The sequence below is a fragment of the Variibacter gotjawalensis genome (assembly GCF_002355335.1).
In the GTDB taxonomy this organism is placed as follows: domain Bacteria; phylum Pseudomonadota; class Alphaproteobacteria; order Rhizobiales; family Xanthobacteraceae; genus Variibacter; species Variibacter gotjawalensis.
In genome coordinates, this window is sequence record NZ_AP014946.1 from 4155004 (window position 1) to 4175618 (window position 20615).

Sequence of the window (20615 nt, forward strand, 5' to 3'; positions counted from 1 at the left end):
TCTGCCTGGCGACCGACCAAGAACGTGCGGCTCGTCGTTCCCTTCGCGGCGGGCGGCGCGAACGACATCATCGCGCGCGTGCTCGGTGAACGGTTAAGCGCGATGTGGGGACATCAAGTCGTCGTCGAGAACAGGTCCGGCGCCGGCGCGAATATCGGTGCAGCCGAGATCGCACGCTCGGAGCCTGACGGGCATCATCTGCTCATCACGTCCAGCGCCATCGCAGTGAACAAGTTTCTCTTCGAGAAGCTGCCGTTCGATCCCGTCGCGGATTTCGCTCCGGTCTCTCTCGTTGCCATCATTCCCAACGCGATGGTGGTTCCAAAGACCTCGCCGGCGCACAACGTCGCCGAATTTATAGCCATGGCGAAGGCGAAGCCCGGCAGCTTGAATTTTGGTTCGGCCGGCATCGGCTCGTCGCTGCATCTGATCGGCGAATTGTTCAAACGCTTGGCCGGCGTTGACATGAAGCACGTGCCGTATCGTGGCGCCGCAGCCGCGATGAGCGATCTTATCGGCGGCCGCATCGACCTGATGTTCGATACCGTGACGGTGTCGCTCAATCATGTCCGCGAAGGAACGATCCGTGCGATCGGCGTCTCCACGCGTGAGCGCGTTCCGACTTTGCCCGACATCCAGCCTATCGGCGACACTGTCGCGGGCTTCGATGTCGGGTCTTGGTTTGCGCTCTTCCTGCCCTCCAAAACGCCGCGTAACGTCGTCGAAGCCGTATCGGAAGACGTGCGAACAGCACTGACCACCACCGCCGTGGCTGAGAAGCTTGCCGGTCTCGGTGCGCGCATAATCGCATCCACGCCGGATCAACTCGGAAGTCACGTGAGCTCCGAAATGGACCGCTGGGGCGTCATCATCCGCGAAGCCGGCATCAAGGCCCAGGACGGCTGAGCGGACGACTGAGGAAATACTCGAATGGAAAAGCCGTCCGGCAAGGTCACGGTGCGCGAAGCGACGATCGATTTGCTGCGTCGTCTCGATATGACGACAGTTTTCGGCAATCCAGGCTCGACCGAATTGCCGTTCTTGAGCAACTGGCCGAACGATTTCCGCTACGTACTTGGCCTGCAGGAAGCCTCCGTGGTCGCGATGGCGGACGGCTACGCACGTGCCACCGGTCGTGCTGCCTTTTGCAATCTACATTCGGCGGCCGGCGTCGGGCATGCGCTCGGCAGCGTCTTCACGGCGTTCCGCAATCAAGCGCCGCTTGTCATCTCCGCGGGGCAGCAAGCGCGCAGCTTGCTGCCGCTGCAGCCGTTCCTCGGCGCCACCGAGGCGGCGAACTTCCCCAAGCCCTATGTCAAGTGGAGCTGCGAGCCGGCGCGCGCCGAAGACGTGCCCGCCGCTTTGGCGCAGGCTTATTACATCGCGATGCAGCGGCCGCGCGGACCGACCTTCGTCTCCGTTCCCATGGACGATTGGGACCGCGAAACGCTTCAAACAGTGCCACGCACGGTGAGCCAAGATTCGGCACCTGATCCAATGCTCATCGACAAGCTCGCCGCGACACTTCAGAAGGCGAAGCGTCCCGTGATCGTGATCGGGCCTGAAATCGACGACGAGGGCGCCGCGGACCAAGCCGTGACCCTCGCGGAAGCCCTTGGTGCGCCCGTTTGGGTCAGCCCGTTCTCAAGCCGCGCGAGCTTTCCCGAACTGCACCCGAACTTCGCGGGCTTCCTGCCGGCCGCACCCCAAGCGATCTCGGCAACATTGTCGGAATACGACGTGGTTGTTGTTCTCGGCGCGCCGGTCTTCACATTTCATGTCGTGGGCGATTGTCCGCTTTTTCGCGGCGACGTATCGCTGTTCCAGATCACTGGTGACGGCGCAGCAGCTGCGGCTTCGCCGATCGGCACCGGCATCGTTGGCAGCGTGCGGCTTTCGCTGGCGGCGCTCTTGCAGCAGCTCCCTGTCGGCAAACGCAACACGACGCTCACGCCGCGACCGCGTGACATCCCGCTCGCGCGCGATCCTATCCCGGCCGCGTATCTGCTGCATGCGATCGCCAAGTCGATGCCGGCCGATACGATATTGGTCGAAGAAGCGCCGTCGCATCGGCCACTGATGCATCGCTATTTGCCGATCGCCACACCCGGAAACTTCTTCACAATGGCCAGCGGCGGTCTCGGCTACGGCCTGCCGGCCGCGGTCGGCGTTGCGCTCGCTCGCCCGGGGCGACGCGTTGTCTGTCTTATCGGCGACGGATCGCTGATGTATTCGATCCAAGCCTTGTGGACGGCTGCTCAGCTGAAGTTGCCGGTATCCGTCATCGTCATCAACAACAGCGGCTATGGCGCAATGCGATCCTTCATGCAGACGCTGAACGTTCAGAGCACGCCCGGCATCGACCTGCCGGGCATCGACCCAGCGCGCATTGCCGAGGGCTTTGAGTGTTCGGCGGCGCGGGTGACGGAAGCCGCAGGGCTCGAGAAGGCGCTCGCAGAAGCGCTGAGCCAAAACGGACCAAGCTTGCTCGATGTGATCGTCGACCCCGACGTACCGAAATTGTATTGAACGATGCCGGTGATCTCCGACGCGATCCACGCTCAGACAATTTGCGCGGTGCGAGGATCTCGCTCGCAAGACTCGATCAACAGTTCTGTCAGGGCTTTTATTTTTCGCGAGGGATGCTGACCTGGTGGGCGGACGACGTATGCGCCGGCCGGTGGAGGCTGGTGGCGCAGCATGACAGGGACAAGAGTGCCGGAGGCAATGTGGTCATCTGTGAGGCCATCGGGAAGATAAGCGATGCCGAGGCCTGCTACCGCTGCCGCAAGGAGCGCGGTGCCGTTGTCAGCCTTGAAACGTCCCTGCGGGCGGACAGTCAAAATCTTATCGCCGTCGGTGAGTTGCCAGGCCTCGGTGCCCTGCATGAGAGCCTGATGCGTGACAAGCTCTTCGGGAGTTTCCGGCGACCCGTGCGCTTTGACGTAGCCAGGGCTAGCGACAAACTTCCCGTAGATCGGACCAACGCGTCTCGCGATCAAAGTGGAATCGGGAAGATAGCCGACGCGTATCGCACAGTCGTAGCCTTCCGCGATAAGATCGACAAAGCGATCCGTGTAGCAAGTTTGGATATGCAGCTCAGGATGACGCTGCGCCATTTCGGCGATGATGGGCGCAAAGTGAGTCGGGCCGAATGAGAGCGGGGCCGCTATTCGCAGGCGGCCCCGGAGTTCGCCGGCGGGAGAGATCATCTCTTTGGCGGCATCGACCTCCGTGCAAACACGCGCCGCATAGTCGCGAAAGATCGCTCCAGCCTCCGTCAAAGCCGTTCCGCGTGTCGATCGCGCAAGAAGTTGCACGCCGAGTTCTGCCTCAAGCCGCAAAAGTCTGCGGCTGACGATTGACTTGGCGACGCCGAGCCTCTGCGCGGCAGGCGAAACACCGCCGGCATCCGCCACCTCCACAAACGTCCGCAGCTCTTCGATTTCCAATGCGGTGTTCCTCTCATTGCGACACGGCGTTCCGTGCGAGGGCACTATCGCAGCACGAAGAGGAACGGCAATACCTGTTGAGGCAACCACACGCGGTCGAATGTTGCTCGGACAACGAACCCAAGCACCAGCAGCAGAGGAAAAGAATGACCTTTCGTAACGGCCTTACTTCGCTTCTTCGCCCCGAAGACTCTGTCCTCGTCCTAATCGATCACCAGCCATATCAGCTGGCAAACCTGAATAGCCATGACCCCCACATGGTCGTGAACAATTCGGCGGCTCTCGCAAAGTCCGCAAAAGTCTTCAACGTGCCGATCATCCTGACGAGCGTGGTGGCGGACCGTGGCGGCCTTATATTCCCGCAAATCACCGAGGTGTTTCCCGGGCAGGAGGTGATCGACCGCACGTTCATCAACACGTGGGAGGATCAGAAGGTCGTGAATGCCGTCAAGGCGACGGGCCGCAAGCAACTCGTCATCGCCGGTCTATGGACTGAGATATGCGTCGCAATGCCGGTGATCTAGGCTCTTGGCGAAGGCTGGGACGTCACCGTCATCACCGATGCGTCAGGCGCGGTTTCGGTTGAGGCGCACGAGGTCGCCATTCAGCGAATGATTACGGCCGGCGCGAACATGATGACGTGGCTGGCACTGGCAGCGGAATGGCAGCGCGATTGGGCGCGAGTCGAAACAGCGGTCGCGTTGACAGAGGTGATCAAGCAGCACGCGGCCGGCAGTGGTATTGCTTATCTGTGGGAACAGCAACTGCTCAACACGCCTGTCTCGAGCGCGGCTTAGTCTCGATACGCGAGGTGAACTGAACGCCGCCTCTCGAGCTTATTCGGGGGCGGCGTTACGCTTCGCTCTAGTCATCGTCCAAAGGCTATCGGCGCATAACGACGCCGGTCGCGGTCGCAAACCCTTCGAGCGTTCTAATGCGCTTCTCGAGCCACCAGCCGTATTCGGGGGACCAATCTTCGAAGCGCGTGTTGATGCCGAGATCGTGCGCCCAATGGTGCGCGATGTTTGGATTGAATTGCGACTGCCTGCCGACGGCAATCAAGTCGGCTTTGCCGTCTTGCAAAATCGCCTCGGCTTGCTGAGCCTCGAGGATGATGCCGACAGCCATCGTGCGAATGTCGACTTCCTTGCGCACGCGCTCGGCGAAGGGAACTTGGAAGCCGAGGCTGCGCGTCACTTGCGCGGCCGTCGCGGCGCCACTGATACCGCCCGACGAACAGTCGATGACGTCAACGCCACGCGCTTTCAATTCGCGCGCAAAGGCAACCGTGTCATCCATGTTCCAGCCATCAGCCGCACCGTCCACCGACGATACACGCACGAAGAGCGGCATCGTGCTCGGCATCTCGGCGCGCACCGCTTCAGCGATCTGCAATGGAAGTCGCATACGGCCGGTACTATCACCGCCATATTCGTCATTGCGCGTGTTCGACACCGGTGAAAGGAATGATGCCAGCAGATAGCCGTGCGCCGCATGGATTTCGATCGTGTCGAACCCGGCCTGCACGGCGCGTCGCGCCGCACCGGCCCATTTGCCGACCATGGCTTTACATTCGTCCGTCGTCAGCTGATGCGGCGTCAGCCAGCCGTTCGCGACCGGTTCGGCTGTTGGCCCGACCGGCTGCCACATCTTCGATCCAGCTCTCAGATTTTCTTCCGTCAGAGGCCCCATGCCCTGCATCGCGCTTTGCGTCGACGCCTTGCGGCCGCCGTGCGCGATCTGGATTCCGATCGCGGTGTTCTGACGTTTCATAAAGGCAACGAGCGGTTTGAAGCTTTCGGCCTGCGCATCGTTCCAGAGGCCGAGATCGTTCTCGTTGATAAGGCCGACCTCTTCGACCCCGGTGGCCTCGACGAAGACTAGCCCGAAACCGCCGAGTGCATATCGTCCGAGATGAACAAGATGGAAGTCGCCACAGGTGTGGCTGGGCCCGCAGCGATAGTGCACCATCGGCGGTACGACGAGGCGGTTTTTCAATGTGAGCCCGCGTAGATCGAGCGGCTCGAACAGAAGTGGTCGCGCGGTTTCCATCTCGTTACGGGAACCGTCATTCATGCGATCGTCTCCTGCCTGCACGTAGTTTTGCCCGTCAGTCTGGCATCCCGGCTCGCGCCAAGGCAACCTCGCTGCCGTGATTAAAGGCGCTGCGCGAACCGAATGGCTTCGGCAAGCCAATCCCGACAAAGGGTCGGCGGATTTGTTGCCATAGCAACGATTGATGCCTTAGACTGATATGGTTTCGAGAGGCAGCGGTACAGCTGCCCTTGCCGGGAGGGATCGGCTTTGCCGAAAATTTGCAAGGCACAAGCACACGCCGTGCAGCGACGCTTAGTCGCTGACAGCGTCGAGATTGCCGTGAACTCGCGCGAGCAATCCAATCAGCGTCTGGCGTTCGGAAGCCGAGAGGCAGCCGAGAAGCCGCGCTTCGCGTTGGAGGGCTACGACGATGATGCGGTCGTGCATGTCTTGTCCACGCTCGGTCAGCGAGATGCGATGGCTGCGCGCATCGTTCGGATCGCTCTCGATCGAAACCAGCCCGCGCTTTTCCATGCTCGCGAGGGTGCGGCTGACCGGACCGCGGTCGTAGCCGATAACGGAGCAGATGCGCGATGCCGAGATCGCCGGCTCGATCGCGAGGAGAGCGATGATACGCCATTCCGTGACGTTGACACCGAAGCGCGTCTGATAGGTCTGCGTCGCAGTGCGAGAAAGCTTGTTCGCAATGAACGTGATCAGCGCCGGAACGTAGCGCTCGAGGTCCAGCGTCGTCGCTGCTTTTCGCGTGGGTTTGGCTTTAGGCATACGGATTTCCGCTACGTAGCGTTACTCGAAGCCAAGCGCCAGAGTTTTCGCCGCAATAGCGGAAGGTTTGTCGCCGGCGTTAGAGGATGATCCGATGACGATCACGCACTATGAGGCAGAGAAAACCAGCACACCCAAGACGGTGACTGTCGACCCGTCAGTTCCTCGCGTCGAAATCGACCCGTTTTCGATTGCGTATTTCGCCGATCCGCATCCGGCGCAGGAGCAGCTTCGCGAAGCCGGCCCGGTCATCTGGATCGAGCAATGGCAGTGCTACGCCGTCGCGCGGTACGCCGAGGTCCATGCGGTTTTGCACGATCCGCTGACCTTCTGCTCCAGTCGTGGTGTCGGACTTTCGGATTTCGCAAAAGAGAAGCCCTGGCGTCCGCAGAGCATTATTCTCGAGGCCGATCCGCCGGCGCATACCCGAACGCGCGCCGTGCTCAGCCGCGTGCTGTCGCCCGCCGTGATGAAGACGTTGCGCGATCGCTTTACGGCCGCCGCAGAAGCGAAGGTCGACGAGCTTCTTTCGCGCGGTCGCTTCGACGCAATCGCAGATTTCGCCGAGGCGTATCCGCTATCGGTGTTCCCCGACGCGCTAGGTCTGAAGCCGGACGGCCGCGAGCATCTGCTGCCGTACGCCAGCCTCGTATTCAATGCCTTCGGGCCGCCGAATGAACTTCGGCAAACCGCGATCGAGCGTTCGGCGCCGCATCGCGCTTACGTCGAGGCGCAGTGCCAGCGCGAGAACTTGGCGCCCGGCGGGTTCGGTGCGTGCATCCATGCTCAGGCTGACGAAGGCAAGATCGCACACGACGAAGCACCGTTGCTGGTTCGATCGCTGCTCAGCGCGGGGCTTGATACCACCGTGAATGGCCTCGGCGCGGCAATCTATTGTCTCGCCCGCTACCCCGAGCAGTTCGATCGACTGCGTGCCGATGTCTCGCTTGCGCGCAATGCGTTCGAAGAAGCTGTGCGCTACGAAAGCCCTGTGCAGACATTCTTTCGCACCACCACGCGCGATGTCGAATTGTCCGGCATAACCATTCCGGAAGGCCAGAAAGTGCTGATGTTCCTGGGCGCCGCCAATCGCGATCCGCGCCGGTGGGAAAACGCGGACAGCTACGATGTTACGCGCCGCACGAGCGGCCACGTCGGTTTCGGCTCCGGCATCCACATGTGCGTCGGCCAGCTGGTGGCGCGGCTTGAAGGCGAGGTCGTGCTTTCGACGCTGGCGCGCAAAGTCAAAAACATCGCAATCAGCGGTCCGATCGAGCGTCGCTTCAACAACACGCTACGCGGTCTCGAGCGCCTTCCTGTCACGTTCACCGCGACTTGAGCCACACATGACGCAGATCAATATCATCACGCCGGACGGGCAGCAGACATCGATCGACGCGAGCGCGAACGAAAGCGTGATGCAGGCGGCATCGCGTCAAGGCATCGAAGGCATCGTTGCGGAATGCGGTGGCAATGCGATGTGCGCGACGTGCCACATCTATGTTGCCGAAGACTGGTTGGATCGCTTGCCGGCGATGAGCGACGACGAGGATGCGTTGCTCGACGGCGCCGCAGCCGAGCGTCGTGCCAATAGCCGATTGTCCTGCCAAATTCCCGTCACCGACGAAATCGACGGACTTACAATCCGTGTGCCGGACCGGCAAGTGTGACAGCATTGCAATGAACAAAAACGACCGAGGGAGAATACCCATGAAACACGTGAGCGTATTGCTTGGATTGTCGATGCTGAGCCTTGCGGCCGTGCCGGTTCAAGCCGAAATTTCCGACGGCATCGTCCGCGTCGGCGTGCTCAACGATATCTCGGGCGTCTTCCAAGATACCAACGGCATGGGCTCCGTCGAAGCCGCGCGCATGGCGGCGGAGGATTTCAACGGTGGCGGCAAGGGGATCAAGGTCGAGATCATCTACGCGGATCATCAGAACAAGCCGGACGTCGGAACCGCAATCGTCCGCAAGTGGCTCGACGTCGATAAGGTCGACGCCGTCGTCGACGTTCCGAACTCTTCGGTCGGTCTCGGCATCAACGAGATCCTGCGAAACTCGCGCATGACCTTCCTCGCATCGTCGACCGCGACAGCGGAGCTGACCGGGAAGTCGTGCTCGCCCAACACGATCCAGTGGGTGAACGACACGTGGGCGACCGGCAACACGACGGCCGCCGCGACGATGAAGCGGGGCGGCAACGACTGGTACTTCATCACGGTGAACTATGCGCTCGGGCATGGGATCGAGGCCGAAGCAACAAACTACATCATGAAGAACGGCGGCAAAGTGCTCGGCTCGACCCGCCATCCGCTCGGAACGTCGGACCTTGCGTCACTGCTGGTGCAAGCTCAGCAGTCGAAAGCGAAAGTCATCGGCCTCGCCAATGCGGGCGCGGACACGATCAACGCAGTTAAGCAGGCCAGCGAATTCGGCATCAAAGAGAGTGGGCAATCGCTGGTCGCGTTTTTGATCTTCATCAACGACGTTCACGCAATGGGCCTCCAGGCCGGCCAAGGCGTGCTTCTGACCGAAGCCTTCTATTGGGATATGGACGACGAGACGCGCGCGTTTGCGAAACGCTTCGCCGCTCGCCCGGGCATGAATGGAAAAATGCCGAGCGGCAATCAGGCCGGGGTCTACGCCTCGACGCTCGCCTACTTGAACGCCGTCGCGGCGACGGCAACGGACGATGCCCGTCAGGTGGTCCCGCAGATGAAGAAATTCAAAGGCAAGGACAAGCTGTTTGGCGATCTCGCGATCCGCGAAGACGGACGCGTGATCCATCCGATCCATCTTTTCGAGATCAAGAAGCCGTCGGAGTCGAAGTACCCGTATGATTACTACAAGCTGATTTCGACAGTCCCGATGGACCAGGCGTTTCGTCCGCTCGCGGATGGCGGCTGCCCGATGATCAAGTAACCCTTAGGCCTTTTGTTTGTCGCGGAACTGCGGGTTTTTGCCCGGCTTCCGCGAAGTCTCTACACCGATACGGCACTCAGTTGCGCCCTATCGAGAATGCGATCTTGCTTGGCGTAAAGGAACTCCAACAACTCCTTGCGGTACGCCACGTATTTCCGATCTGTCGCGAGGCCGATGCGGTCTCGCGGTCTCGCGAGCTCGATATCGACGATCTCCCCGATATGCGCCGCCGGCCCGCGCGTCATCATTACGACGCGATCGCTCAACAGGATCGCTTCGTCGATATCGTGGGTCACCATCACGACGGTCGACTTTGTTGCTTCGACAATACGAACAAGTTCATCTTGCAGACTGGAGCGTGTCAGCGCGTCGAGAGCACCGAACGGCTCGTCCATCAGCAACACTCTAGGTTCGGTTGCTAACGCGCGCGCGATGCCGACGCGTTGCTTCATGCCGCCGGAAATCTCGTAAGGGTAGTTTTGCCCTGCATGGGCTAGGTGCACCATGTTGAGTGCGGCATCGGCCCGCTCCGTAATTTCGGCACGCGACGACCGTTTGAAAACTTGCTTCACGGCGAGCTCGATATTCTGGAAGCACGTCATCCACGGCAGCAACGCGTGGCTTTGAAACACCATCGCGCGATCCGGCCCCGGGCCTTTCACAGGTGCTCCTGCACATACGATCGATCCGGACGTAGGCTTAAGCAGCCCGGCAATCAGATTCAGTAACGTACTCTTGCCGCATCCCGAATGACCGATCAGGCTGATAAACTCTCCTTCGCGAACATCGAGAGAAATACGGTCAAGTGCGAGAAGCTTCTTCCCGGCCTTGCCCGGAAAGCGGATCGAGACATCGCGGACTTCGACTGTCGACATCCGCTACTCCCGAAAACTCAGACGCCGGCTAAGCCAAGCCAAACCCGCGTCGAGAGCAAGACCGATTGTCCCGATCAGAACGATCGCCACGATCATGCTGGAGATCTGCAGATTGTTCCATTCACTCCAGATGAAGTAACCGACGCCGCTTTGCGCCCCGACCATCTCGGCCGCAACGATGACAAACCAAGCGATGCCGATTGAGATGCGCATCCCCGTCATGATCATAGGCACGCTCGCGGGAAACACGACGCGAGTCACGTGCTCGAGCGTACCCACTCCGAACACGCGCGAGACATTCAGCCACTCCGAGCGCACGGAGCCAGCGCCGACCGCAGTGTTGATCAGCATCGGCCAGACCGCGCAGATAAAGATGATGAAGATCGTCGACACCGTGCTGTCACGAAACGCATAGAGCGCGAGCGGCATCCATGCGAGCGGTGAGACCGGCCGGAGAATTTGGATGAATGGATTGAGCGCTTGATAGAGCGCGGGCCATAGCCCGAGAGCGAATCCAAGCGGCACCGCGACGAGAACGGCGAGCGTATAGCCGAGAAGAACGCGCCCCAACGAATAGAGCAGATGCCAGGCAATTCCGTAATTGTTGGGGTTCGAGCGATCGAACGCATTGACGAGAAGCTCCCACCCGCGCCGCGCCACGGCGACCGGCGTGGGAATCGCGCCGCCGGCAGTCGGCGCCGCACTCTGCCCTGCGAGCCGCGCGTATTCGGGATCGATGTTGGTCGCTATCGCACTCGGGCCCGCCGTGAAAAACTGCCAAGCCGCGATAGAAACAAGGGCTATCAGGATTGACGCAACCCAAGGCTGGAAAAAGACACGGCGCATCGCGCTAAGTTTTCTTGATCGCCTTGAGGTATTCCTCCGGCGCTGCGGAATTGAACGGCTGACCGAGGATCGTCTCCGTCCCGAATTCGATGGAAGGTGCAGAAGCGCCTTGCTCGCGCATGATCTTGGCTGCGTCGGTGGCCAGCATCACCTGCTCGGCCAACTTCTTGTAGTCGACGTCTTCCTTCAGCATGTTCCAGCGGCGTAGCTGAACCATCAGCCAGACGGCCGCCGAGTAATGCGGGAACGGCTGATAATCGACGCGCCGCGGTTCGTTCTTCACGGCGCCAAGTCCGTCGGCATATCGGCCGACGATCACCTGCTCGAGAACGACTTCCGGCGCGTTGAGATATTGTGGTTGCGCGAGAACCTTCGGCATGGCGGCGCGATTCGTCGGCTCCGAGACATGCAGGCTCGCGGCAATGATCGCGCGATAAAATGCCATGAACGTGTTCGGGTTCTGTTTGATCCAGCTTTCGGGCGCAGTCACCGAACAGCATGGATGGCCATCCCAGATCTCTTTCGAGATCAAATGAATGAAGCCTGCGCCCTCATAGACCGCGCGCTGACCGCCCGGCTCACCGCCGAAAAAGCCGTCGATGCTGCCGACGCGAAGGCTTGAGACATATTCGGTCGGCGGGACGACGCGGTACTGAATATCTTTGTCGGGATCGAGCCCGGCAGCCGCAATATAATTGCGCAGCTGCATCGTCTGGTGACTTTGGTCGAAAGGCACCGCAAACACAAATCCGCGCCAATTTTTCGGATCGCGGTTGTTCTTATGCTTGTTGGCCAAGACGAGCGAATTGCCATTCTGATTGAGGATCGTCAGAACTTTGATCGATTGCTGATTTCCGCCGAGACCGGCCGTCATGGTCAGTGCAACCGGCATCACCTGCTGCGAGACATCGAGCTCGCCGTTGAGCATCTTGTCGCGAATGAGTGCGATGCCGGCGATCTTCTGCAGAGAGACTTCAAGACCTTCTTTCGCATATGCGCCGAGCTGTTCACCGTAGATCAGCGGAGCCGCGCAGGTAATCGGTAGGAAGCCGACGTTGAGCTTCGTTTTCTCGAGTGGCTTCTTCTCTTGCGCGATGGCCTTGAGATCGCCGATCGGCAGAATTGAGCCGAGAGCGCCAAGCAGGGTTGCAGCGCCGACCGAGCGTAGCAATTGGCGGCGGAGTATGGGATCGGGGAACAGCCCGTGGATCAAACCATCGTCGATTCCGTCCGCGATACAGTCCGAGGCGGAACCTGTTGCCTGGTGAATGATGCCACATTCGCAGCGGCCTTTGGTGAAATAGTGCGTATGTGCGCGCGTAGACATGACGACATCCCCATTTAACACCGGCGTCATGATGCTATTCGTCCACCAACAATTCGCCTAGAAGAAAGCGCGCACGCCTCGTTGCAGGAATATGAGGTGAAGTTGTCTCCCCGCTTTGGCAGTCTCTTGAAATCAAGCTCTCGCAGGAACCGCCGTGTCCGCAGTCATTCTTGATCCAACTGGGTTTCATCGCCGCATTCCGCTCTCGCCACATGAGCTGACCAGCAGACGCACGCCGACCGAGGACATCATCATCCTGTGTCATCTTGGCGTTCCGCGCATCGATGTGACGAATTGGTCGCTGTCGGTCGCAGGGCTCGTCGCGCGTCCGCGCACGTTGAGCTTTGCCGATCTCCTCGCCTACCCGAAACATACTGTGGCCAGCATCCATCAGTGCGCTGGAAGCCCCCTTGCACCGGCCGAACCAACCCGGCGCATCACGAACGTTGTGTGGGGCGGCACGCGGCTGATCGACATTCTCGCCGATGCCGGCTTGAGCAAAGAGGCAACATTCATCTGGTCGTTCGGGGCGGACTACGGAAAGTTCGCCGACGTTGAGGTCGATCGCTACCAGAAAGATCTCCCGATCGCGCGCATCGACGACGACATCCTCGTCGCCTACGAACTCAACGGCGGCCCGCTACCGGCAGAGAATGGATATCCGGCGCGGCTCGTCGTACCAGGCTTTTACGGCACCAACAGCACGAAATGGCTGACCGAAATTCGCGCCGAGCAAAGCCGCGCGACCGGCCCGTTCACGACGCGTTGGTACAACGATCCGATCGCAGCGCCCGATGGCACCGCGTGCCAACAGACAAGACCCGTGTGGGCGGTCGCGCCCGAATCCATCATCGTGTCTCCTGCCCCGATGGCGAAGCTTCCGCACGGCACAGAGGTTGAGATTTGGGGTTGGGCTTGGGCCGACGGCGGGGTGACGGCCGTCAGCGTGACGGCAAACGGCGTCCTTCTCTCAGGCGTTGAGCTAGAAGCACCAGCGGGGCGCGAATGGCAGCGCTTCTCGGTGCGCTGGACGCCTGACCGGTCGGGCGAATCCGTCCTTGCCTCGGTTGCAAAAAAGGCCGACGGCACGATGCAGCCCCCGGCCAACTTTCGCAACGCCGTGCACCACGTCACGGTACGCGTCGTCTGACGTCAAACAGGCTGCTTGCTGAAGTCGACACGCGGCGGAAGTTTCGCAAGCATCTCTTCCTTCGTGATCTTCTTCTTGAGATGCAGCTCGCCGTTCTCAACGCGGCTGAGATAGCAGTCGATCATGCCGCTGTGATCTTCCTTGCGAAGGATTTTCGCGCCTTGCGCAAACTCGAGCGAATTGTCCATCGACAAACCTTCGAGCGCTTCGATGACGCCTTGATCGTCTTTCTTGGCTTTCCAGCTTGATGCCTCGATGGCCTTCTTCAGCGCGAAAACGTTTTCCCAAGACTGCCAGGCATGGCTCTTGGCCATAACGCGTTGCGAGTTCGCTTCGCGCGCATGAATGTCATCAATCTCGAGGCGCTTGTTGTGTTCTTTATGGAAGGCATCGTCCTTGTATTTGAGCATGCGCGGGAAATTCTCGAGGACGTAAAGCCCCTCGGCCGCGCCCTGAATATCCGCAGGCGCGATCGCTTCGAGCGTGCCGCAGATCGAATACATCCTCATGGTCTTTTCGAGACCCATCGATTTCGCCTGCGTGTAGAAGGCGACCGACTGCGCGCCGAAGAAGACAGAGAACAGAACTTCCGTCTCCTGCGGGATCTTGGCGAGATACGGAACGAGATCCTTGGCGTCGAGCGGCACGAAGATCGGCGGATTGACTTTACCGCCGAGCTTCTCAACGACGAGCTTATGCTCCTGGTAATGGCTGTGGCCCCACGCATAATCCGGTGAAATCACAGTCCAGTTCTTACCGAGATTCTCGAAAGCCCACGGCGCGCCAGCGGCAGCCAGAGCGTAGGTATCGGTACCGGTACGGAAACTGTATCGCGTTCCTTTGGAACCAGTCGCTTCGGTCGCTTCACCGGCCGAGAAGTAAACCGTCTTGAGTTCGGTCGCGATCGGGATCGACGACAGCATGACTCCGGAATGCACCGAACCGACGATGAAGGACGCATTGTTGCGCTGGATAAGTGCACGCAACTTGCGCGCACCCGCGGCCGGGTTCGACTCCGTGTCTTCGGTGACGAGTTCAACCTTGCGGCCCGCGATGCCGCCCATCTCGTTCACGAGCTTCACTGCCGCCTTGGCGGATTTATCGTGCCAATAGCCCCACGACGCGAAGCCGCCCGTAAGTTCGCAGTGATGCCCGAGCACGATTGGCCCGCTCGCTTGCGCGTAAAGATCACGCGTAATGCCGAGGTAAGCCGTGCCAGCCGCAACGCCGCCGCCGATCGCGTGAGCGAGAAAACTGCGGCGATCAAGTCCAGTCCGCTTTTTCATGTGTGACTCCTTTTCGATTAGAGCGAAACGCCGAGATAGCGATGCAAGGCCGTGGCGTCCGCGCGCAGCGCCGTCGGAGACGCCTCGTGGACGATCGCGCCGCGCTCCATCAGATAGATGCGCGACGCAAGCTTGAGTGCGGTGCGTACATTTTGCTCGACGATGAGAACCGCGATTCCGCGTGCAGCGACATTCGCGACCTCTTGCCGAATTTGCTGGACGATCTTCGGTGCGATGCCTTCTGTCGGCTCGTCGAGAATGAGCAGCGACGGCTGCATCATCATGCAGCGTGCGATCGCGAGGATTTGCTGCTCCCCGCCCGACAGAGTGCCCGCAGCCTGAACCCGCCGCTCATTGAGTCGCGGAAACCGCACATACATCTCATCGAGCAGCGCAGGCTCCGGTGCTTTGCGCAGCCCGAGCAAAAGATTTTCTTCAACACTGAGCAGCGGAAAAATGCCCCGCCCCTGTGGCACATAGCCGATACCGAGACTTGCCACCTTGTGCGCAGCGATTTTCGTCAGGTCGTTGCCGCTGTAACTGACACGACCGCCGGTGCGCGGCAGCAAGCCGAGTATCGCGCGCAGGGTCGAACTCTTGCCGACACCGTTGCGGCCGAGCAGCGCGACGGTCTCGCCGGCACCGACATTCAACGTAACGCCCTTGAGGACCGGGATCTTGCCGATCTTGGCTTGGAGGTCAGATACGGCGAGCATCAGAGATCTCCCTCCGGTGCGCCGAGGTAAACGTCCTGCACTTCCTGGTTGGCCGCAATATCCTTCGGCTTGCCGCGTGCCAGAACTTTGCCGTTCGCCATGACAGTCACGTCGTCCGCAATCGCGAAGACGACCTCCATGTCGTGTTCGATGAGGACGACATTCATGCGCCCGGCGAGGTCTTGAATCTTCGCCACAGTTTTCTCGGTCTCGTTCGGGCTCATGCCGCAGATCGGCTCGTCGAGGAGCAAGAGTTTCGGATCGTTGGCGAGCGCGATTCCGAGTTCCAATAGCGCGAGATCGCCATACGAAATCGTGCCGGCGAGACGATGACGCAGGCGCGTCAAGCCGACGATCTCAAGCAGTTCGTCAACGCGTTCCGTTACGGACCGAAAGCCGCGCGCGGGGCGCAGGAACGAGAACGTCTTGTTGTGGGCGAAAACTGCGATGCGAAGGTTATCCTCCACGCTGAGACCCGAGAAGACGCTCTTGATCTGCAGCGTCCGCGAGATCCCTGCCGCCACAATCTGATGCGGCTTTGCCTGCGCGACGTCCTTGCCTTCGAAGAGCACCGCGCCTTCGTCGGCTCGAATAATCCCACTGATCAGATTAAAGAGTGTCGTCTTTCCGGCCCCGTTCGGACCGATGATCGCGTTGAGCTTGCCGCTCACGAGATCGAGATCGACGTGGTCGACCGCGGTAAGGCCGCCGAAGCGTTTCGTGAGGCCTCGTATCGAGAGTGCGGTGCCGCTCATCGTGGCGGCTCCGCATATGCCTCAGCGGGCGCGTCATCACCCTGCGCGTCTGGCTTACGTCCGATGCGATGCCACGCACCCATAAGGCCTTGCGGCGCAAAGATCACGACCAGGATGACGATCGCACCGACCGCGAGCAGGTAATTCTCCCACAAACCCGAGATGAGTTCACGAAACAAGATGAGTACTGCGGCTCCGACCAGCGGGCCGAGCAACGTCCCCGCGCCACCGACGATCGCCCACACGACCGCCTCGCCGGACACATGGTAGACCATGTAGGATGCCGACGCGTAGCGGCCGAACAAAGCGAATAGCGCGCCGCCGGCGCCCGCAAGCGCACCCGCGATTACAAACGCGATCCAACGCGTGAAATAAACATTGATTCCGATCAGCGACGCGCGGCGGTCATTCTCACGCACCGCTTCAAAGGCGAGGCCAAGCGGACTGCGCACGATCAGGGCCTTGATGAGGTAGCACAGTGCCGCAACAAAGAAGATCACGTAGTACTGCGTCACCGGATCGGCGAGCGTGAGTGATGTCTTGCCGAACGACAGCACCGGCGGTGCCGAGAACGATAATCCATCATCGCCGCCGGTGATCGACTTCGACGACATCGCGAGGAAATAGAAAATCAGCGAGAAGACGACGGTGATGATCGCGAAATAATGCCACGTCAGGCGCACCGCGAGCGCACCGGCCACTGCCGCCATAGCAACCGCCGCCAATATGCCGATCACCAGAGCGGTCCAGAAACCGGCGCCCCAATGCGTGATCGAAAGCGCAACGCCGTACATCCCGAAGCCGAAATACAAGGCCTGCCCAAACGAAAGCAGCCCGACGTAGCCGAACAGCAAATTCGCGCTCGCCGCGAGCAGCGACCAGATCATGATCTCGGCAATGATATTGATCCAGAACGGCGCGCCGAACGCGGTTAGAACCAGCGGCGCCGCAATCAGCCCGGCAAACAACACGACCAGCGCGGCGCGATCCATCATCGCCTTGCTCATCGCGTCGCTCCGGCGAAGAGACCGTGTGGACGCACGAGCAGGACGGCGCACATCACGGCGAGAGATGCAACGCGCGCCATGGTCGGATCCGCAACGCTTGTAACGAGACCTTCCATCACGGACAGCAAAACGGCCGCCGCGATCGTCCCCTGCAGATTTCCGAGGCCGCCGATAACGACAGCCATGAAGCAAAACGGCAGGATGTCGACGCCGGTCCGGAACTCCACGGTCGTGATCGGTGCCGCGATCGCACCGCCGACGAGCGCGAGCGCTGTGCCGAGCGCGAATGTGAAAGCGCAAACTCTGACAACCGGGATACCGAGCGCAGTGGCCGTCTCATGATCATGCCGGACTGCGCGGATCCATGTGCCGAGTTTAGTGCGATTGAGGAACACGAAGAACAGCAGAAGGCAGGCGACCGAGAACAGCGCTGCGACGAGCCGGTAAATTTCGTAGTCGACGCCGAACAGCGGCACGGTGCCTTGCACAGGCGCCGCCATACGGCGCGGCTGCGCTCCGAACGTCGCGCGCACCCCTTCCTGCAGGATCATCGAGAGACCAAATGTCGTGACGATCGTCAGCGAGGCAAGCCGCGCGCTCGGACGGATAACAAAACGCTCGACAACGAGCCCGAGCAGAAAGCCGATCAGCGGAACGATCGCGAGCGCAAGCCAGAACGAACCGGTGCGCTCGGCAACGATCAATCCGACGACAGTGCCGACCATGAAGAAGTCGCCGTGCGCAACGTTGATGACGTCAAGCAGGCCGAAAATAATCGACAGCCCGAGCGCAATGAGCGCGATGATCAGCCCCCAGACCAATCCATTGATCGCGAGCGCGAAAACCAGATCCATGCCTTATCCCCTCGACCGGCATGGTCATTGTGCGCCTCCACTCTGTAAACACGCAATTTTACAAGGGGGCATGCACGAACGGTGCGTACGAAAAAGCGCCATACTGCCTCGCAGTGCAGCAATTCAACTCGGCAGGCGCCCATTGATCGAAGGCTGATCTTGGTCGACCGCCGCGTACTCGATCAACGGCTCCGCGGCGCTTGTGAACTCGTCGCGAAATGTCGCCGGGATCAAGCGCTTGCGATTGACGGTCAAATCGAAGACATCGAAGCGGTTATAGTAGCCGACGACATCGTGAAACTGCTTTGGCTCGACGCATTTCGCGAGATCGAACTCCGCATACGCTATCCCCTCTTTGTCCTGGAGGAAGTCGCCCAACGTCTCGCCGGTCGGGTCGACGAAGAAGCTCGCTGCGCGCGGCGTCCGATCGATCACATCCGCTATCGCCGGGTCGCGCGCAATCAGCTCGTCGCGCATCGCCCCATCCATGTATCCTGCCGTCACGATGCCGAAAGCCTTCGCTTCGAACGAATGCGCGCTCGCACGAATACGATTCGCCGCTACGTTGTTGAAATTGCCACCGCCGGTCGGTCGGCGCGTCGGCCACATCGGCGGCCAGCTCGAAATATGGATTTGTTCGCCCTGAGCCATCAGAGTGTAGCGGGCAAGCGGATTGGTGTTTTCGCCGCAGATCAGAGCGCCGACCCGGCCGACCGGCGTGTCCGAGACCTTCAAGCCGGCGCCGTCTCCTGCCGCCCAGATGAGTTTCTCGTAGAAAGTTGGAACAAGCTTTCTGTGGTGGTTCAGGATCGCTCCATCGGGTCCGATCAGAATGTTGCTGTTCCAAATCGCTCCGACGCTGGCGGGCGAGCTTTCGCTGATACCCATCGAAATCGTCACGCCAAGCGTCTTGGCTTCACGCCGCAGCGCCGCGATTTCCGGCCCGTTGAGTGCGACCGATTGGTCCACCATCCGGACAAAGAGATCGTGATTGTCGATCGGCGCCCAAAGAGCTGCCCAAACCGGAAAAGCCGGTATGTAAGTCTCCGGGAAGGCAATCAGCTGTGCGCCGGCCTTTGCGGCTTCCCGCGCGATCGAGATCGCTTTCTCGGTCGTAGCGGTGCGATTGAGGAAAACAGGGGCCGCATGGACGGCAGCAACCTTAACCAACGACGACATGAGGCACCTCCGATAGCGATTACCGCTATTGCGCCATCATCGCTAACATGGCTTTTGAACTGGCCCGACGCCAAAAAACGCAAGGTGCTTTGCACAGCTGAACAGGCGAACCCGGTTGCGGAACAATGAGTAACGGATTTGACAATCTGGATTGGGACGACCTGCGCGTATTCCTGCACGTCGCTCGCACCGGCAATTTGACGCAAGCGGCGCGCCGGCTGAGGATCGATCCATCGACCGTGAGCAGGCGGATTGCGCAGCTGGAATCGTCCCTTGGTCTCGCCGTGTTCCAGCGCCAGCGCGTCGGACTGAAATTGAGCGAGATCGGCGAAAGCCTGCTCCGCCACATCGAAACAATGGAAAGCGCGCTGGTCTCATTTCGTGAGCAAGTCGGCGCCGAAGAGACCAGCGTCGGAGGCACCGTCCGGCTCGCGACGATGGAAGGCATCGCATCGCTTTATCTTGCAGAGCGACTTGGCGGCCTCAAGAAGATCGCGCCCGAATTGACGATCGAGCTCATCACGTCGTCGCAGACCGTGCATGTGAACCGGCGCGAGGCCGATCTCTTCTTGAGCTTTTTCAAGCCGCCGGGCCAAGGGCTCGTTTCGGAAAAGATCGGCGGCTTTCTGCTGAAGCTCTACGCCTCGGAAGAATACCTCGAGGCTCACGGCACGCCGGCGGATGCCGCCGCTTTGCAGGAGCACGTGTTTGTCTCGTACGTCGAAGATCTCATCCAAGTCGATTCCGTCCGATGGCTGCGAGACGTGATCGAAGCGCCGAACGTCTCATTTCATTCGACGAGCATGATCGCGCAGACGACAGCCGCCGCCGGTGGCCTTGGCATCGTGCTACTGCCGACATTCTCCGTGTCGCGATGCCCGGAGCTAAAATGCATTCTCGACGGCAAAGTGCAGACCGGACGAGAGGTCTGGCTGAACGTTCACACGGACCTTCAATTCTCGCCGCGCATCCGGACCGTCACGGCCTTCCTCAAGAAGCTCTTCAAATCCGATCCAGCAATGCACGCGTATTAGTGACGCCGGCATCGGCAAGAATACGCTCGCGGGCCGCATCACAAGTGGATCGCAACATGGCGGCGGAATCGACAGGACTTCGTGTCCGAAACCAGAATTCGGGCGCCAGTTTGTGGACGTCTGAGGGCGCTTAGCCGATAAAGTCGGATCACTTTTTGGGTCTTAACGACGCGGCAAGGGCGCGCCACCGGTCGGCAAGTTCTTGCCAGGCGAGAGCTTCTTGTGCCAACGCGGCTCGATCAGCCTCAAGCTCGCAACGGTCGGCTTCCAGAATGTACTCCGCGACCGTGCGTTCTCGATCGTCGCCTGTCCGGCTTGCGGCCATGAACTCTCCCGCAGTTGTCATGCCGGAACCGAGTACGGAATTTGAGGTGTGGAAAGTCAAC

19 protein-coding genes and 1 pseudogene are annotated in these 20615 nt (G+C 60.4%); 8 read left to right on the forward strand and 12 right to left on the reverse strand.

What is annotated here, in order from left to right; genetic code table 11:
• Positions 1–24 precede the first annotated feature (24 nt).
• Together GJW30_RS20350 and mdlC are read left to right on the forward strand one after the other, a co-directional pair.
• Positions 25–906, forward strand: a complete 882-nt coding sequence (locus GJW30_RS20350; protein ID WP_157746804.1) for a tripartite tricarboxylate transporter substrate binding protein — start codon at positions 25–27, stop codon at positions 904–906.
• A 24-nt stretch (positions 907–930) separates the two neighbouring features.
• Complete coding sequence (gene mdlC / locus GJW30_RS20355) at positions 931–2529, forward strand: benzoylformate decarboxylase (protein WP_096358211.1); 1599 nt, start codon at positions 931–933, stop codon at positions 2527–2529.
• A gap of 32 nt (positions 2530–2561) precedes the next feature.
• Here mdlC and GJW30_RS20360 read toward each other — a convergent pair whose 3' ends face one another.
• A complete protein-coding gene (locus tag GJW30_RS20360) occupies positions 2562–3452 on the reverse strand; it encodes a LysR family transcriptional regulator (protein ID WP_096358212.1) in 891 nt (296 codons plus the stop codon).
• 146 nt (positions 3453–3598) lie between these two features.
• Between GJW30_RS20360 and GJW30_RS20365 the strand changes: the two are divergent.
• Positions 3599–4249: pseudogene (locus GJW30_RS20365) on the forward strand (hydrolase).
• Positions 4250–4334: 85 nt separating this feature from the next.
• Here GJW30_RS20365 and GJW30_RS20370 read toward each other — a convergent pair.
• Positions 4335–5528: an NADH:flavin oxidoreductase/NADH oxidase gene (locus tag GJW30_RS20370; RefSeq protein ID WP_245408577.1), complete on the reverse strand. Its 1194-nt coding sequence runs from the start codon at positions 5526–5528 to the stop codon at positions 4335–4337.
• A 273-nt stretch (positions 5529–5801) separates the two neighbouring features.
• Entirely contained in the window at positions 5802–6275 is a 474-nt protein-coding gene (locus GJW30_RS20375) for a MarR family winged helix-turn-helix transcriptional regulator (protein WP_096358214.1), read from the reverse strand.
• A gap of 94 nt (positions 6276–6369) precedes the next feature.
• Between GJW30_RS20375 and GJW30_RS20380 the strand changes: the two genes are divergently transcribed.
• The 3 genes from GJW30_RS20380 to GJW30_RS20390 all read left to right on the forward strand — a co-directional run bounded on the left by GJW30_RS20380 (position 6370) and on the right by GJW30_RS20390 (position 9200).
• Positions 6370–7614: a cytochrome P450 gene (locus GJW30_RS20380; protein ID WP_096358963.1), complete on the forward strand. Its 1245-nt coding sequence runs from the start codon at positions 6370–6372 to the stop codon at positions 7612–7614.
• Positions 7615–7621: 7 nt separating this feature from the next.
• On the forward strand, positions 7622–7945 hold the full coding sequence (locus tag GJW30_RS20385) for a 2Fe-2S iron-sulfur cluster-binding protein (RefSeq protein WP_096358215.1): 324 nt from the start codon (positions 7622–7624) through the stop codon (positions 7943–7945).
• 73 nt (positions 7946–8018) lie between these two features.
• Positions 8019–9200, forward strand: coding sequence for an ABC transporter substrate-binding protein (locus tag GJW30_RS20390; RefSeq protein WP_430727106.1), 1182 nt, complete (start codon positions 8019–8021; stop codon positions 9198–9200).
• 59 nt (positions 9201–9259) lie between these two features.
• On the opposite strand, the gene GJW30_RS20395 is transcribed toward GJW30_RS20390, so the two are convergent.
• Genes GJW30_RS20395 through GJW30_RS20405 form a run of 3 tightly spaced genes read right to left on the reverse strand, consistent with a single transcriptional unit; the run spans position 9260 to position 12248 of the window.
• Positions 9260–10075, reverse strand: a complete 816-nt coding sequence (locus GJW30_RS20395) for an ABC transporter ATP-binding protein (protein WP_096358217.1) — start codon at positions 10073–10075, stop codon at positions 9260–9262.
• A gap of 3 nt (positions 10076–10078) precedes the next feature.
• A complete protein-coding gene (locus GJW30_RS20400; protein WP_096358218.1) occupies positions 10079–10921 on the reverse strand; it encodes an ABC transporter permease in 843 nt (280 codons plus the stop codon).
• A 4-nt stretch (positions 10922–10925) separates the two neighbouring features.
• Positions 10926–12248, reverse strand: a complete 1323-nt coding sequence (locus tag GJW30_RS20405) for a CmpA/NrtA family ABC transporter substrate-binding protein (RefSeq protein ID WP_096358964.1) — start codon at positions 12246–12248, stop codon at positions 10926–10928.
• Between the two features lie 154 nt (positions 12249–12402).
• On the opposite strand from GJW30_RS20405, the gene GJW30_RS20410 reads away from it, so the two are divergent.
• Positions 12403–13398 carry a molybdopterin-dependent oxidoreductase gene (locus GJW30_RS20410; RefSeq protein ID WP_096358219.1) on the forward strand — a complete coding sequence of 332 codons (996 nt, stop codon included), beginning with the start codon at positions 12403–12405 and terminating at the stop codon, positions 13396–13398.
• 2 nt (positions 13399–13400) lie between these two features.
• Here the strand turns inward: GJW30_RS20410 and GJW30_RS20415 are convergent, their stop codons facing one another.
• The 6 genes from GJW30_RS20415 to GJW30_RS20440 form a co-directional block, all read right to left on the reverse strand.
• A complete protein-coding gene (locus tag GJW30_RS20415) occupies positions 13401–14684 on the reverse strand; it encodes an ABC transporter substrate-binding protein (RefSeq protein ID WP_096358220.1) in 1284 nt (427 codons plus the stop codon).
• Between the two features lie 17 nt (positions 14685–14701).
• On the reverse strand, positions 14702–15400 hold the full coding sequence (locus GJW30_RS20420) for an ABC transporter ATP-binding protein (RefSeq protein ID WP_096358221.1): 699 nt from the start codon (positions 15398–15400) through the stop codon (positions 14702–14704).
• Positions 15400–16155 carry an ABC transporter ATP-binding protein gene (locus GJW30_RS20425; protein ID WP_096358222.1) on the reverse strand — a complete coding sequence of 252 codons (756 nt, stop codon included), beginning with the start codon at positions 16153–16155 and terminating at the stop codon, positions 15400–15402. Before GJW30_RS20425 ends, GJW30_RS20420 begins: the two co-directional genes overlap by 1 nt.
• Positions 16152–17162, reverse strand: coding sequence for a branched-chain amino acid ABC transporter permease (locus GJW30_RS20430; protein WP_096358223.1), 1011 nt, complete (start codon positions 17160–17162; stop codon positions 16152–16154). The genes GJW30_RS20425 and GJW30_RS20430 overlap by 4 nt, the downstream gene beginning before the upstream one ends.
• A complete protein-coding gene (locus GJW30_RS20435; protein WP_096358224.1) occupies positions 17159–18016 on the reverse strand; it encodes a branched-chain amino acid ABC transporter permease in 858 nt (285 codons plus the stop codon). The genes GJW30_RS20430 and GJW30_RS20435 overlap by 4 nt, the downstream gene beginning before the upstream one ends.
• Before the next feature lie 123 nt (positions 18017–18139).
• Positions 18140–19195, reverse strand: coding sequence for a carbon-nitrogen hydrolase family protein (locus tag GJW30_RS20440; RefSeq protein WP_096358225.1), 1056 nt, complete (start codon positions 19193–19195; stop codon positions 18140–18142).
• A 125-nt stretch (positions 19196–19320) separates the two neighbouring features.
• Between GJW30_RS20440 and GJW30_RS20445 the strand changes: the two genes are divergently transcribed.
• Positions 19321–20229 (forward strand): LysR family transcriptional regulator, encoded by a 909-nt coding sequence (locus tag GJW30_RS20445; protein WP_096358226.1) that lies wholly within the window; start codon positions 19321–19323, stop codon positions 20227–20229.
• Positions 20230–20615: the final 386 nt, after the last annotated feature.